The 14,212-nt window shown below is 59.3% G+C and carries 14 protein-coding genes; 8 read left to right on the plus strand and 6 right to left on the minus strand.

Annotated elements, in window-relative coordinates:
• The 5 genes from NKJ75_RS30800 (at position 1) to NKJ75_RS30820 (ending at position 5,161) form a co-directional block, all read left to right on the plus strand.
• A complete protein-coding gene (locus tag NKJ75_RS30800; RefSeq protein ID WP_352500600.1) occupies positions 1 to 465 on the plus strand; it encodes a type II CBASS E2 protein in 465 nt (154 codons plus the stop codon).
• A 573-nt stretch (positions 466 to 1,038) separates the two neighbouring features.
• Positions 1,039 to 2,172, plus strand: a complete 1,134-nt coding sequence (locus tag NKJ75_RS30805) for a hypothetical protein (RefSeq protein WP_031206334.1) — start codon at positions 1,039 to 1,041, stop codon at positions 2,170 to 2,172.
• A 471-nt stretch (positions 2,173 to 2,643) separates the two neighbouring features.
• Positions 2,644 to 3,906, plus strand: a complete 1,263-nt coding sequence (locus NKJ75_RS30810; protein ID WP_023817031.1) for a hypothetical protein — start codon at positions 2,644 to 2,646, stop codon at positions 3,904 to 3,906.
• A gap of 225 nt (positions 3,907 to 4,131) precedes the next feature.
• Positions 4,132 to 4,713 carry a hypothetical protein gene (locus NKJ75_RS30815; RefSeq protein WP_352500601.1) on the plus strand — a complete coding sequence of 194 codons (582 nt, stop codon included), beginning with the start codon at positions 4,132 to 4,134 and terminating at the stop codon, positions 4,711 to 4,713.
• A 163-nt stretch (positions 4,714 to 4,876) separates the two neighbouring features.
• The gene (locus NKJ75_RS30820) at positions 4,877 to 5,161 is read left to right on the plus strand and encodes an Hpt domain-containing protein (RefSeq protein ID WP_023806859.1); all 285 of its coding nucleotides are present in this window, start codon (positions 4,877 to 4,879) and stop codon (positions 5,159 to 5,161) included.
• A 15-nt stretch (positions 5,162 to 5,176) separates the two neighbouring features.
• Here NKJ75_RS30820 and NKJ75_RS30825 read toward each other — a convergent pair whose 3' ends face one another.
• The 6 genes from NKJ75_RS30825 to NKJ75_RS30850 all read right to left on the minus strand — a co-directional run bounded on the left by NKJ75_RS30825 (position 5,177) and on the right by NKJ75_RS30850 (position 12,851).
• The gene (locus tag NKJ75_RS30825; protein WP_023817028.1) at positions 5,177 to 6,601 is read right to left on the minus strand and encodes a glycosyltransferase family 2 protein; all 1,425 of its coding nucleotides are present in this window, start codon (positions 6,599 to 6,601) and stop codon (positions 5,177 to 5,179) included.
• A complete protein-coding gene (locus tag NKJ75_RS30830; RefSeq protein WP_023817027.1) occupies positions 6,601 to 7,638 on the minus strand; it encodes a HEAT repeat domain-containing protein in 1,038 nt (345 codons plus the stop codon). The genes NKJ75_RS30825 and NKJ75_RS30830 overlap by 1 nt, the downstream gene beginning before the upstream one ends.
• A 2-nt stretch (positions 7,639 to 7,640) precedes the next feature.
• On the minus strand, positions 7,641 to 9,383 hold the full coding sequence (locus NKJ75_RS30835; RefSeq protein ID WP_352500602.1) for a YaiO family outer membrane beta-barrel protein: 1,743 nt from the start codon (positions 9,381 to 9,383) through the stop codon (positions 7,641 to 7,643).
• Positions 9,383 to 9,775 (minus strand): response regulator transcription factor, encoded by a 393-nt coding sequence (locus NKJ75_RS30840; protein ID WP_023822643.1) that lies wholly within the window; start codon positions 9,773 to 9,775, stop codon positions 9,383 to 9,385. The genes NKJ75_RS30835 and NKJ75_RS30840 overlap by 1 nt, the downstream gene beginning before the upstream one ends.
• Positions 9,776 to 10,032: 257 nt before the next feature.
• Positions 10,033 to 10,410 carry a response regulator gene (locus NKJ75_RS30845; RefSeq protein WP_031198823.1) on the minus strand — a complete coding sequence of 126 codons (378 nt, stop codon included), beginning with the start codon at positions 10,408 to 10,410 and terminating at the stop codon, positions 10,033 to 10,035.
• A gap of 5 nt (positions 10,411 to 10,415) precedes the next feature.
• Entirely contained in the window at positions 10,416 to 12,851 is a 2,436-nt protein-coding gene (locus NKJ75_RS30850) for a hybrid sensor histidine kinase/response regulator (protein WP_352500603.1), read from the minus strand.
• 299 nt (positions 12,852 to 13,150) lie between these two features.
• Here NKJ75_RS30850 and NKJ75_RS30855 point away from each other — a divergent pair, with 299 nt between their 5' ends.
• The 3 genes from NKJ75_RS30855 (at position 13,151) to NKJ75_RS30865 (ending at position 14,043) form a co-directional block, all read left to right on the plus strand.
• A complete protein-coding gene (locus NKJ75_RS30855; protein ID WP_023673385.1) occupies positions 13,151 to 13,354 on the plus strand; it encodes a CsbD family protein in 204 nt (67 codons plus the stop codon).
• Positions 13,355 to 13,513: 159 nt separating this feature from the next.
• Entirely contained in the window at positions 13,514 to 13,693 is a 180-nt protein-coding gene (locus tag NKJ75_RS30860) for a hypothetical protein (RefSeq protein ID WP_023806874.1), read from the plus strand.
• A gap of 56 nt (positions 13,694 to 13,749) precedes the next feature.
• Positions 13,750 to 14,043: a helix-turn-helix domain-containing protein gene (locus tag NKJ75_RS30865; RefSeq protein WP_031198824.1), complete on the plus strand. Its 294-nt coding sequence runs from the start codon at positions 13,750 to 13,752 to the stop codon at positions 14,041 to 14,043.
• Positions 14,044 to 14,212 lie beyond the last annotated feature (169 nt).

Genomic DNA, 14,212 nt, shown 5'->3' on the forward strand with positions numbered 1-14,212 from the left:
GTGCGACCCGGCCACCGCCCTGATCTGACACCGGCGCAGCAGTTCATATTCCTTCGTGCAAACCCCGTTTGTGCTGGGACCGGGCGGCTGCGCGCTACAGGATTGATCTGGGAATATCAGGTGAGGCCGACGCCGCTCAGCCGGGAATTTCTGGTGCGCATCACCTTCGATCGCGGCGAGGTCCCCGACGTGTTCGTCATTGAGCCCGATCTTTTAAAACTCGCCGACGGCCGGCCTCTGCCGCATGTCTATCATAGCCCCTTGCGCATTTGCCTGATCCTGCCAGGAACACAGGAGTGGGCCGGTACGATGCGAATCGATCAGACGTTCGTGCCCTGGGCAGCGACGTGGCTCTTCTATTTCGAAGAGTGGCTTGTGTCGGATGAATGGAAAGGCGGAGGCCAGCACCCCGACGAGAATGATAGTGCACGGTACAATCGTTTCGTGCGGCGAGCGGTACGTTGATGAGCCGACTGCGAGCCAACGGCTGCTGAGTGTCGGTCACCACGATTAGTCGCTGCGACCAAGCGAATCACGGCACAAGTCGCGACCCAGGTTTGGTCGCGGGAAATGTCTGCTTTACGGAAAAGCCAATACCGTTTTCAGTGGCGTATATGAGGCGCATTCCGGTCCGGCAGCTTTGGCAGGGAGCGACAGTCCGTTCGTGCTGCTTAAACCGGCAAACTGCCATTCGAAGCAACCCCATTGGAGGAACAGACAGCCGGGGTGAGCACGACAAGCCTTTCAACCCGTCCGACGCTGGCGACCTGCTCGTTAGTCTTCCGGTCGGTACATCAAGCCGTTCAATGCAAAGCCGCTTAGGCAGCAGCCGGCAGTGCTGCCCCTTGATCCCGGCGCATTGTTGGTCGGGGCAAAAGTAGTCGCAAATCGTCGGTTGCGCTACTGAACTCGAGTCAGATCGGCAGACCACTCACGGATACTGTTCTCGAAAGAGATTTCGATCACGTCCGCTTCCCTGTCCAACTTGGGGCTCTTGGTGTATTCGTATTAGATAAAGCTCGTCGGGGGGACGTCATCATGCGCAAGCTTTTTTGGATCAATATTGGCTTGTCAGTCGCTTTTCTTAGTTCAGTCTGCCACGCTACATCGGCAATTCTTCCCTTTGAACCTAGGGCGGGGCTTTCCTTTGAGGCTCGGGCAGTGGCCGGGCTTGACGGACCCACTCGCGAGCTCATCGCAACGATGCCCGAGGCAATCAGAATTCAAATTCTGGAATTGATCAAACAAGCGAAGCCGCTGATCGACGACAGCATCGCCAAGGCTACGGAAGGCGTTGAGACCGCCCTGCGGAACACCATAGATGAAGCGCGGTGTCAAGCCGAGGGTCTGCGCGAAACCACCAAAGACTCGGTCGACTCGTTCCTCTCATCCTTGAACCCCTTTGGCTCGACAGATCAGCCCAAGACCTTCGAGAAATTGGAGGAGGAGTGGAACACGATGCGGGCCGGTATCACGTACGACAGGAAGGCTAGGCAGATCGCCATCGCCACAGCCGACTATTTGCATGATCTAAGCCTGGTGCAATGCAAGACCAAGATCGGTTTCCAGCCGGCAATTGAGGGGTTGACGACCCAGATGTCCAACCGTGGCGGCACATCAGGGCTGCTTTGGGTTTCACTCGCCAACCTCTGCGGAACTGCCGACAACTGTCTTGTCTTGCGCCACGAGCAAGTCGGTAAGATCATCGAGACGAGCGACAAACGCGATGTGGACGAGGCGAATGCAGCAGCGCTCTACGCCACCATTGCGAAACCCGAACTCCTGCGATGGTACTACCGCTATCAATTCTCAATCGACGATTACGAGCCCGACCTGCTGAAGCTTCAAAATATTGAGCGGGCCTTGGCTCTGGCGACCTTTCGCCGAAATGAACGGGCTCGAAGCCAATTGGATAAAATCGTCGGCCTGGTGAATGCGGCGCAAAAGAAGGTCAAAGATGCCAAAAACGCCCGCCTACACCTGAATTTGGGAAATGTCGTTAGAGTCCTTGAGATGCAAAAAACCACGAAGGCCTCCGTCCTTAAGACGGCAAAGCTAGTTCGCACAGCTTGTGATACCGCGATCAAGGAGTCCGAGGTAGTTCAAGCTGAGGTAGAGGCGCAAAGAGTGCGAATGGCCAAAATTGAAAAACAGGCCAAAGCGCTGAATTGAGCCGAAAAGAAACCGAAACGGAGTAGCATCCCGGGCCGGGCCCTTCGCTTCACCTGGGGCTGATGGCACTGCTCATCTTCGGCATGCAACTCGTTCAGTTCATCCTAGGATGAGCGCCCCGTTTACTGTGGCTGGGAATCCGTCGGTGCCGATGCGAGCGTGCATCTGCGGCTGTTTCTACGGGCGGCCTTTGGCTGTATGTTCGCCCTCTGGCGCAACCACGACATCCGGAAATGGGGCGCATTGCTGACCGGCAGATTTTGGGCCGTTTCCAAACCGTCCGGTTTCGGTAGTACGTTGCGAGAAGCTGCCGTTCTTCAGCCGACCCTTAGCGGACATGGGGAGCTATTTAGAACAAAGATGCAGGATGCCCTTCCCCATCCCGATCCAATGGCAGTCCTTCGGGCCTACCATTGCAGTTTAGTGTACCTTTGCTTCTATAGGCACTAAGCGATTCCAAGAGGGGGTTTCTTGCCTTTCCAGCTGCAGAAGGAACATCGTCAGAGCAAGGCTCCCATAGTGGCGCATGACCAGCGCGATACGCGACCGAAACACACGAACGGGACAGGAATGTTGGACTTGTTTACACCGCGATTCCGGGAAGAAAAGCTCCACAATTACTTTCGTCGCATCTCGGCCGACCCTCACTACGCAAAGGTCCAGCCTATCATTCAAAACTGGGCGACAGGCCTGCTGGATCGAAGGGGAGAGAGCCAGAAATTCATCAACGAATTTCAAACGACATTCAATTCCTCGATGTGGGAACTCTATCTGAACAGAGCGCTGACCGATTTGGGGTGCGGTGTCGACTTTTCAAAGTCAGCGCCGGATTTCTTCGTCCGAGGACCCGGAAACCACGAGTTCAACATAGAGGCTGTCGTCTCTGACCAGCCTCCGACCGAGAAGCAGAAGAAGACCTTCAACGAGCAAGATTTCAAAACCCGTGGTGCACTGAAACTTGCTGGGAAGATCAGGGACAAGCTGGATCTTTACCGCGGAAGCAATGGAAAGAAGCACCCGTATTCCTCGATGAGCCACGTGCGCAGTCGGCCTTTTGTCATTGCAATCGCCCCCTTCGATAGCGACCTCTCACTCACCCAAAACAACGAACTCATCAACATGGTCCTTTTTGGCTTGGCGCCGCCTTTGCTCGAAGGGCCAGACCTAGGAAAGCAAGACAAGATAACCTCTCTCCTGAAGCCTTCGGGTGCGCGAGTTGAGATGGGAATTTTCACGAACGATTCGTTCAAAGAGATCAGCGCCGTTTTCTTTTCTACGGTCGGTACCTTTGGAAAGGCGGTCGTTGAAAGTAAGATTGATAGGCTCATCCGGTCGACCCGTTACAGGGTGATCGACAAGGACAGGCTTGCGCCCGGTTCGGAGCTCTGGCAAGTCGGGACGCACCGGTCTCAGCTCGCCGCGCTGAACTACCTCCTCACGCAACGACGAGAGAGCCAGCATCAGATCGGCGGTTCAGATGTGCTTATTCAGCACTCATCGTTTCATCGTGAAACCCATCTCGATGGGTTTCAGGTCTATTTCAATCCGTTTGCAGAGGTACCGTTTGAGCCAGAATTCCCATGGCCCGCAGAAATCGCTCTCAACTATTACGACGTCGAAAGCGGTGAGCACATCCAAGCGCATCCTGACGGCGCGCTCATTTCAAGGCAGGTTTATGAAATAGCCCCCGAATACATTCGGCTTCTGCTCGGCAATTACGGCTTTCTGCTATGATTGTTAGCCGGATTGGAGAGGCTTCAAGATCGATTCCTAAGTCCGCATCCTGAGTTCTGCGCTCAAAAGCGGACTAACAGCAACCTGAGGTGCCTTTTTTGCGACTGTGTGACGACTGCTTTTAACTCCGGTCATCAACATCTGGTACCATTCTTGAATTAGCAGCAGCAGGTAGGGGCGTCGAACGATCAAGTCTGTCGCCCGAAGCCGAATTGGGTCCCCTTTATGAAACAGGAAGCAACTACTGTGGCAGCGGGAACCGCCGAGAGCATCGAACTTGCGAATCTGATCCGACGAAACGTGGAGTCTATGGCCTTCCCGCCATCGAAAATAGAGGCGGCCACCTATGAGGAGGTGAGCGCGCTGCCGCGCGTAGTTGTTTCTCGGCCGCCCGCGGAAGAGCTTTTGGCGACTGGCTTCGTGCCTTATGACTGTCACCGAAATTGCGGTGAGCAAGCTGCCAATGACCCGGATGGCAAAAGCAGGCAGGTCACTGGATGGTTGCCTCATGGTGAAGACCTGATCCTCCACTCGGTCGCCATTATTGAAAATCAATGGATCTGTCTGACGCCTCAGTTAGTGCCTGCGCCGAACAGGTTTGAGTTCATTCCTGACCCTCATCTTGAGTGGCGCAATGCAGATGGCGGCGCCACCCGGGCAGCATTCCGTCATGGGAATGAGGTACCGAAGGCACTTCGCAGGGACCCAGGCCGTCATATCCGTATGTGGGGCGAATTCCAGGCTCTCGTCGCAAGGGGACATTCGGTGATCGACGCCAGAGATCTCATGGCAACGTCCGCTTTTTAGGAAATCGAACGTCGGTTCGGAATGTCCGGCACGCGGCGCGAAGCTGCCGTTTGTTGGGGCACGGCCCACTCTAGTCCGCTCTGACGTGCCAAGCAGCTCGTTTCACTCCACCGAATTTTCTGCTTGAATACCTCTGAAGCCTGGCCGTGGAGCGCCTCCCATTTTGGAAGATCCCTTCGCCCCCCTACGGCAACGTTTCCTGGCCCGGTGCGCCGCTCAACTAGCGGAGTTGAAGGCGGCGCGTCACACAGTCCTTTTGAAGGGCTCCAACGACCCGCTGATTGGGACGGCGCACTCGCTCGCTGGAGCCGCGGGAACCTTCGGGTTTGCGGAGGTCAGCCTGCAGGCATCGGCACTGGAAACATCGCTGATCGAGCAGGCGGATGACGGAGCCGTGCATGCCGCGATCGATGCGCTTATAACTGAAATCGAGCGGACGCTGCGGTGATTCAACTGGCTGGACTCACTTCTTGGGGCCAGTCAGGCCGGTCCTGGTCATCTCGCCCCAGCTTTGGTCGGCGCGCAGATATTGCCACCATCCCTTCACGCGCCAGAGATTGTTGAGCTGGCGGTAACCGAAATTCTCGATCACAGCCACGGCCGTGAGCAAGGCGAGATCCCGCGCGCGCGGAAAACGTTGAAGCTCGGCCTCTTCGAGGACCAGCGAACACACGCTCACGCAAACCCCGTAGGTGAAAACCAGCGACGTGAATGCCAAGAGATATTCGGTCGAAAGGATGCCGAGCAGCCAGAAGGTCGGGATCAGCACATAGCCCAGCACCTCCGATATCGGCCCTAGCACATCGACAATCAGTATGTGGCCAAACCCGAGGAAGCCAACGCGCCCATAGCGGGGGTTGAAGAGCATGGAGCGGTAACGGAAGAAGCATTCGAGCGCACCGCGCTGCCAGCGCGTACGCTGCCTTGCCAGAACGCGAAGTGACTCCGGCGCTTCGGTCCAGCACACCGGCTCAGGAATGAACTGGATGCTGTATCTTCGCTTGGTGTCCATCATGTGGCGATGCAGCTTGATCACGAGGTCCAAATCTTCACCCATCGACCCACTGGTGAAGCCGCCAACTGCCACAACTTCCGTGCGGCGAAACAGACCAAAGGCGCCGGACACCAGCATCAGCGAGTTGATGCGGCTCCATGCAAGCCGCGCCATGAGAAAGGCCCGCAAATATTCGACCACCTGCAGCAGCGGCAATAGCCGGCGCGGCAGCCGGACCTCGCGCACCCTGCCACCTTCGATCCTGGAGCCGTTGGCAATCCGAATCGTGCCGCCCACGGCAATGGTGCGCTCTGGATCGTCGATGAAGGGCTGCGCGGCACGCATCAGCGCATCGGGCTCGAGGATGGAATCGCCGTCGATCACGCAAAACAGCGGCGCGCGGCAGACGTTGATACCGGCATTCTGGGCATCTGCCTTGCCGCCATTTTCCTTGTCGACCACGAACAGCCGTTCGGTAATCAACGAGGAATAGAGCCCGCGAATCGGCTTGTGCGCCAGGGCGTCCTCATAAGGCCGGTGGAATTTCACCAGCTTGAAGCCTTCGATAAGGCGCTGCAGAGTCTGATCCTTCGAGCCGTCATTGATGACGAGCACCTCGAAATTCGGATATTCGAGCGCCAGCATCGAGTGCACGCTCTCGACTACGTTAACTTCCTCATTGTAGGCGGGCACCAGCAGCGCGATCGGCGGCGCGACGTCGCCATAACGGTGCCACAGCAGCGCCGATCGCGCGACTGGCGGGCGCTTGGACAGCGCGTAGGCGGCAATGATGAGTTGCAGGAGGTATACCGCCGTCTGCGCCAGCCCTGCCCCAATGATGAACCAAGACAGGATGGAGGCACCCAGGATGATCTCTTGGCTCCAGTCGAACATCACGCGGCCGGCCCCTCGGCAAGGATCAGTGAGGCCGTGCGCTGGCGGCGCGAGACCTCGCTGGCGGCGATCTCGCGCAGCACCTGTTCTCCCTGCTGGCCGAGCGAGCGCAATGCGTTAGCGGCGGCATAACGCACGGTCCATGCCTCGTCGTCCATCAGCTGAGCGAGCGGCGCGGCGAGTTCAAACAGGCCGAGGCGGCCCGCTGCATCGGCAGCGTCGGCACGCACATCCCAGCCGCCATTTTCCATCGCCTTGGCCAGGATGGCCGGCGCATTGGCATGTCCCGTCAGGCCGAGTGCCCGCAATGCGGCTGCGGCGACCTCCGGTGACGGATCGCCAGCCGCGCGAGCAAAGAACTCACCAAACCGGAAGCCGCCGTTGCGAGCAAGCGCATCGATTGCCGCCGCCCTGATAAAAGGCACCGCGTCCTCACGGCTGCCGTAATCCTCAAGCTCGTCGAACCGCTTTGACGGAAAGCGCCTGAAAAGCTCGATCACGCGCCGTGAGCGCTGCCCCGCCACGCCGATCTTGCGTAGCGTTATGACCAGCGGCGGCAGGGCGCCGATATCGCACAGCGCAATCGCGACGGCGATCCTGACCTCGCGCGACCGGTCGCGATCGAGCGCCGAAAGCAGGTTTGCCACCGCGTCCTCCGAACGCAGCGCGGCCAGCATCTCGGCCGCGTGGATGCGTTCGGCGCCGTTGCCTTTTTCAAGCTGGGTGCCCACAAGGGTCGGCAGGCCACATTCGTTGAAGGCTGAAAGCAGCTCGTCGTGCTCCTCGCCGCGCAGCAGCGAGATAAACTCGAAGCCGGCATCGATCGCCACCCTTGCCGGCACCGCAAGCAGCGCTGTCTTCAATGCCTCGCGATCGCGATTTTCGGTGAAGGCGATCAGCGCCGTTAGAAGAAGGCGCCGCTGATCGGCGCCCTCCGTCCCCCGGCGCTCGTGCAGCACCCGGCGCCCGATCAGCAGAAGCATGATCACCAGGGAAAGGGCACTGAGCAGGATGGACAGGTACCAGACGTACAACATGATCAGAACCGCGCAGTCAGGCCGAGCCCGAATGTGGTTAGGTCGAATGTCGGGCGCTGCTCATGGGCGAGGCTACTGCGCAGCGTCAGCGGGTCGGAAACGTCCCAGGAGATGCCCCCAAAGACGGTACGCGTAGGCACCAGCGTGCCGTCGGAGATCTCGGGGGCATCCCCAAAACCACCAAAAACATTGACGCTAGGGGTAACTGCAAGATCGACTCGCAGGACATAACCATCGGCGCGCGTGCCAATGTCGTCGGCTGCGTGGACCCAACGTGCCGAAAGCCCGAGCCGGCCATCCAGGACATAGGCCTGCACCCAGGGCGAGATGGTGGTGATCTCGGTGTTGGCAAAATGGTCATAACGGGTATCGACGTTAAGCGAGAACGGGCCAAACGCTTTGGCGGGCGCGAGGATCTGCCATGAAGCGCCGGCTCCGATCGAGTAGCGCGCGAGGAAATCGGCATCCGGCGTCGCAGCCACCAGCGCATGCGCTGAAACAGTGGGCGAGAAAGCCTGGTCGATGCGGCCCTCGATCTGGAAGTCGGTGTGGCCGAAGCGGGTCGCCACCCGGGTGCGGCCCGAAATTGTCGTTTGCGCGCTGAGCCGATATGCTAGGCCAGCCGAACTGTCGGTCCAGCCACCAAGCCCCTCGGTGAGATCGCTCACTTCGCTGCCCAGATCGAGCCGCCATTTGCGTGGCGGCGGCGCGGCGAGCCTCTGCTCGACATCGCGCGAGCCGGGTTCGAGGGCAAGCGCCTGGCGGTAGGCGGCTCGCGCGCCAGCATCGTCGCCACGCGCTCGGCGCAGATCGCCGATCCCCGCAAGCGCCTCAGCGTTGCGCGGATCGACCGCCAACACCCGCAGAAACGATTGCTCGGCCCGCGTGTCATCCTGCTCCAGCATGGAAATCCGCGCATCGAGAGCGATCAGTTCGGTATTGTCACGTTCAGCGCCAAGCACATCACCGATCATTGTGCGGGCTCGCGGCACGTCGTTCTGCCAGATCGCCAGACGGACCTTGCCTAAACGGGCGTCGAGAAGTCCGGGCCTGATGGCCAGCGCCCGGTCGAAAAAATTCCCGGCTTCGTCAAATTTCTGTTGGGATCCAGCCACGAGACCCATGGCGACCAGGATGTCGGTGTTTTTCGGCGCCAGCCGCAGCGCTCGGCGGTAGGCGTTCTGCGCCTCGGGCAATTGTCCCGCCGCCCGCAATCTCTGGCCCTTCTCCATCAGGCCGGCGACGGGATCCGGCCGCGGCGGACGCAGCCTCTTTCTCACGGTCGCAGGCTTCGCTTTGCTGCTGCCGGCTTGCTGGGCCTTGTGGATGCTGGCGACAAGCGTACTCGCATCGGCATTGTCGGGCTGGGCACGCGAGACTTTTTCGGCCAGCGGCAGGGCAGTGTCCAGATTGCCCGACCGGAACTCGACCTGAGCCATGCCGAAGCTGGCATCCAGATATTCCGGCGCAATCGCAAGCGCCTTGGAAAACGCTTCACGCGCCGCCGGCAGATTGTTGCGGCCAAGTTCGGTGAAGCCAAGTTGCACCACGGCGTCGGCATTGTCCGGCTTGAGCGCCAGCGCACGCCTAAGCAGCTGCGCCGCCTCGTCGAAATGCTGGGCCTGCCTGGCCTTCACGCCGGAGGCGTACAGTTCCTCGACCGTCTGGGCCAGCGTCGCGGCGGGCACTGCCGCAACCGCCAGGAAGACGCATGCTGCAACCGTGGCGCACCGGCCGCGCCTCATCAGCGCTTCCCGCTCTTCCGCGCCAAGAGACGCGCAAGCCGGGCCAGGAGTTCCTCGGGAATGAAGGGTTTCACAAGGTAGTCGTCGGCCCCCTTCTCAAGAGCGGAGACGATGTCTTTTTCGCCCTTGCGGGCGGTCAGCATGACCACCGGGATTTCCGACAAAGCCGGTTCGCTCTTTATGCGGGCAAGAACCTCTAGGCCGTCGGCCTTGGGCATCATCGCGTCGAGCACGATGATATCGGGCGCCTCATGCTCCGCCTTCAAGAGCGCTTCCGCCCCGTCTACTGCTTTGATGACCTCGTATCCCTTTGCCATGAGCCTGAATTCCATCAGTTCGATCAAAAGGGGATCGTCATCGCAAATCAGAACTCTTGCCTTCGCTCCGTTCAACAGCCTTGCTCCGGTTCCGTCGCCCCCCGGAGTGATCAATCCATGAACCACATCCGCCAACGCGGCTCATGCAGAGAAACATTGTTCTCAACTCTCATCGACATCCGCCGATCCTAGGCAATTATAGACCACCTGATTCGCTACGCCTGCATCTCGGCACAATCAGTAGATGAATAAGGAGACATGGTATAGGAGCCGTGAACGACGTCGCTCAGTCTGCAGCCAGACTGCGCTCGGTGCTCAAGCCAAACGTCGACTCAGGCGCGCCGTCGAAGCAATCTTTTGACTTCACCGGCAAGCGCAAGCGGGTCGAACGGCTTCGCGATGACCCCTACCGCCCCCATCGCCAGATAGCGTTCGACCTCATGGGTCTGGGTGCGCGCGGTGATGAACACCACGGGTATCGAAGCCGTCGCCCCAGACCCGGCCAGGCGCCGCAGCGTCTCTGGTCCGTCCATGTCCGGCATCATTACGTCGAGCAGAATAAGGTCGGGTCGCCATTCGGCGGCATCGGCGAGCGCCTGCAAGCCGGACGGGCAGGACAGCACCTCGAACTCCGGCTCGAGTTCCAGCGACATCTGGGCGATTTCGCGGATATCGTCCTCGTCATCCACATAGAGAATCCTTGCGGGCATGAGCGTCACTCCTTGGCGTGCGCGGCAGGTTGGGTGCGGGACGAAACCAACATGCTCCTGACCAGCTTTGCCACATCGATTTCCGACGCCCTGGTCTTGGTCAGGATGGCCTGCACGCGATCACCTAGTTTCTGGTCTAGCTCCGCCGCCGAAAACACGATGACCCCAGTCTCGAGCGGCAGATCGGCCAGCAGGTCCAACCCCGATCCGTCGGGGAGTGCAATATCCAGGATCACCAGATCGAAGCGATGCCGGCCGATCGCCTCCCGGGCGTCCTTGAGGGTCTTCGCAGAAGTGATCGAGACCCCCGAACCCAACCCCTCCGACATCACCGCAAGCACGCCCTCGTCGTCCTCGAGATGCAGAATCTTCGGCCTCTGCTCGGTCCTGCCAGCAAGGATCTTGGCAAGGGCGGCGTGAAGCCGCTTTGAATCCACCGGCTTCTCCAGCCAGTCGACAATACCGACGGCGCTGCCGTTCAGCGACCCCCTGGCCTCATCGGCAACGGCGGAGATGACGATGACCGCAATGTCGGAATTGACCGGCGATGCCCTAATGTCGTGGAAGAGCTTGACACCGGATTCCCCCGCCAGCTTGATGTCGAGGGTCAAGGCCACGTATTCGCGGGACCTCAGAAGCGCCGTTGCCGTGGCGATATCGGGTGCGATGTCGCTGGAAAAGCCCTCCGCATCCAAGAGTGCCGCAATCACGGCGGCGACGTCGGATTCGTCTTCACAGATCAGAACCCGTAGGCGGCCATCGGGCTTCCGCGTCAGGTGCGGTGGCGGATACGGCCTTGGGTGGTGCCTGCGTGCTTCTGCAAGGTCGAGGTGGAACGAGGTTCCCTTGCCTTCCTCGGTTTCGAAGGAAATGGCTCCGCCAAGTTTTTCGGTAATGGCCTTGACGATGCTCAACCCCAGGCCGGTGCCGCCTATCTTACGCGTGCTGGAAGCGTCCGCCTGCTCGAATTTTCCGAATATACGGCCGCGGAAAGCCTCCGGGATGCCAGTGCCCTGGTCCATGACGGAAATACGCAGCATGTCGCCGTCACGACGCTGGAATTTCACCGTGACGGTGCCATCAGCATGCGAGAACTTGATCGCGTTCGACAGAAGGTTCGCCATCACCTGATGCAGGCGATCCGGATCGATGTTGGCCTCAGCGCGCGGGGCATCGTCGATCAGAACGATCTTGATCCGGCTGTCAGCCATGTAGTTGGAGCTGGCGGCAATGGCCTGCTCTAGCACCTGACGGACAGGCATCTGCTTGATCTTGAAGGTGATCACGCCCGATTCGATCTTCTCGATATCCAGAATGTCGTTGATGAGGAGAACCAGCCTTTCGCTATTGGTGTGGGCGATGTTGACGAGATTGGCGGCCTTCGGCGGCAGTTCGCCGGCAACACCGGCCGCGATCAGGCCAAGCGAGCCGCGGATGGAGGTCAACGGGGTGCGCAATTCGTGGCTGACCGTGGAAATGAAATCGTTCTTGAGCTGGGCGGTGCGCTTCTGCTCGGTGATGTCGCGATTGTAGGTGATGACGCCAACGATGTTGCCCGACTCGTCGCGGAAGGGGGCCTTGAGCGTGTAAAGCCAACCTTGCCGGCCGTCCGGGAAAAGCGCCGGCTGGTCGATCCGCAACGTCTGCCCGGCCTCCAGTGCGCCCATCTCATCTTGCCGGAAGCGCTCGGCTACATCCCTGGGGTAGAAATCGAAATCCGTCTTGCCGATCAGATCGTCGACCGAAGCGGCGCGAACCATTTCGGCGGTGGCGGGGTTGGCGGCGATGAAACGGCCGTCGACATCCTTTATGTTCAGGCAATCCGGCAGTTCTCGAACCATGGCCCGGTAGGTCATGTTGGACATCAAGAGCTCCCGCCGGCGCTGCTGCCGGTCGAGCAGGACGCCGATGATGATTGTGCTTAGGAAGCGGAATACGAGGGACGGGAACGTGCTCTGCTGCACAAGACCGGTAAGGGCTTGCGCTGGGATGACCAGGAGCGTGATAAGCCCGGCGAGAGCGACCGTTACGCTAAGACCGAATATGTCGTACATGGTGCGCGATCGGGCCGCGACGAAGTGGTGCCACGCGATGCCGACAATTGCGGTAATGAGGATACCCATGACACCAGCACCTGCACCCTGCCCGCCCAGATGGGCGCGATAGGCAATGGAGCCGGCCGTGGCGATGAGCATTGCCGGCCATCCGCCGAAGAACGCGGCCGCAGCAATGAAGGCGGCGCGCAGATCGACGACGAAGCCGGAGACGGACAGGGCCGTCGCCATGGAGATGACCGCGCCAACGCACATGACCAAGCCGAGAAGCAGCGACTGCATCCGCTGCGAGAAGCGCCCGGTGAAATCCGCCACAAGGTCCCAGGCGACCACGAGAATGGAGACCAAGGCAAGGTTGGCGAGGAGTGAATGCCAGATGTCGGTCATCACTTCGGCTCCTTTTCCCGACAAATACCGGCAAAACCTATCCGAGATCTAAAGAAAATACAGACGGTCGGTGGCACGGTGGTAGCGCCTTGATTGCTCGCGCTTCTCAAGCAGTCAGTCAGAAGGCGTTAAGGGCGATGACCTGCGCAGACGCCCCTGCTGCATTGTTCTGCTCTAACTGCTCCCGGACAGAGGCGAAGTTTCCATTGCTAGATCACCAGCAAGCGCGCTTACCTGCAGCGGAACCTGATGGCCACTACGACCGTTGTTCGAAAGGACAACGAAAGGAGATCGCCATCATGGACTGGAACCGCGTCGAAGGAAATTGGAAGCAATTCAAAGGCAAGGTCAAGGAGCAGTGGGGCAAGCTCACTGATGATGATCTCGACCGCATAGCCGGCAACCGCGATCAGCTCGAAGGTACGATCCAGGAGCGCTACGGCATTGAGAAGGATCGCGTGCGGCGAGACGTCGACGACTGGTATGGTCGACAAGACTCGTAGGCAGGACAGTTGAACCTAGTCAAATAAGGGCGCGGTCACAAACCGCGCCCTTTTCGTGTTTTTGGCATCCGTGTGCCGTTCGGCTCGGCCTTGAACAAGCGATTTATGGGAACGTGTCGGCTTCCAGCCGCGTTGATTTCTACAATGGAGATCGTAGCAATGTCCATCCACAAAGAAGACTATCGAACGAACAAGGCTGACTACCTGATAGCGAAAAGGCCAGATCTGGTTGAGAAGACCAAGCCGAAAAAGAAGACATTGCGGCGTGCAGATCAGCGTTCCGCAAAGTTATTGGAAAACCCCGCCGCGTTATCCGAGAAGCCGGCCTCACGCCGTTAGAGAAATCGCAGAAGGTCAGGAGGAACATTTTAGCGATACTGAATGTTCGACTGTCTATGGACAGCCGAACCGTACCCTCCGCAGATCAATCCAGAGCAGCACGAGCCCTACTGAACTGGTCGCGTGTGCGACTTGCCGCAAAGGCCAATCTTAGCGAAATGGTGATCAGCGATCTTGAGAACGAATTCAGGAAACCGCGTCCCCACAACCTCGCCGCCATCCGCAAAGCGTTTGAGGATGCCGGAATCGTCTTCACCGTCGAAGGCACTCCATCGCTAGCCCGCTCAGAAGGCGATAGCGGCCTCGCCGCCGATAATAGACAGTGGCGCCGCCGGGAGAAAAAAGGATAAGGGGAAAAGCCTGTGTACCCTCCTCTGCAACCCGATCTCTAAAGCGGCCGCTGACAAGGGCGGTTGTTCACTGACTTTGTTCCGACTTCAGTCAGGCGAACCCTCCGGGGAACCTCCCTTGAGATAGCGTCTGCTTTAGGTCGTTGGCATTCAGGATGGCCGCCAGCTC

The sequence above is a fragment of the Mesorhizobium sp. M0058 genome, assembly GCF_040323095.1.
Taxonomy (GTDB): domain Bacteria; phylum Pseudomonadota; class Alphaproteobacteria; order Rhizobiales; family Rhizobiaceae; genus Mesorhizobium.

Coding starts and splice junctions, on each gene's coding strand:
- NKJ75_RS30805 (WP_031206334.1), top strand. CDS start 1,039: ATGCGCAAGCTTTTTTGGATCAATATTGGCTTGTCAGTCGCTTTTCTT.
- NKJ75_RS30825 (WP_023817028.1), bottom strand. CDS start 6,601: ATGTTCGACTGGAGCCAAGAGATCATCCTGGGTGCCTCCATCCTGTCT.
- NKJ75_RS30835 (WP_352500602.1), bottom strand. CDS start 9,383: ATGAGGCGCGGCCGGTGCGCCACGGTTGCAGCATGCGTCTTCCTGGCG.
- NKJ75_RS30830 (WP_023817027.1), bottom strand. CDS start 7,638: ATGTTGTACGTCTGGTACCTGTCCATCCTGCTCAGTGCCCTTTCCCTG.
- NKJ75_RS30815 (WP_352500601.1), top strand. CDS start 4,132: ATGAAACAGGAAGCAACTACTGTGGCAGCGGGAACCGCCGAGAGCATC.
- NKJ75_RS30850 (WP_352500603.1), bottom strand. CDS start 12,851: ATGACCGACATCTGGCATTCACTCCTCGCCAACCTTGCCTTGGTCTCC.
- NKJ75_RS30860 (WP_023806874.1), top strand. CDS start 13,514: ATGTCCATCCACAAAGAAGACTATCGAACGAACAAGGCTGACTACCTG.
- NKJ75_RS30855 (WP_023673385.1), top strand. CDS start 13,151: ATGGACTGGAACCGCGTCGAAGGAAATTGGAAGCAATTCAAAGGCAAG.
- NKJ75_RS30845 (WP_031198823.1), bottom strand. CDS start 10,410: ATGCCCGCAAGGATTCTCTATGTGGATGACGAGGACGATATCCGCGAA.
- NKJ75_RS30865 (WP_031198824.1), top strand. CDS start 13,750: ATGGACAGCCGAACCGTACCCTCCGCAGATCAATCCAGAGCAGCACGA.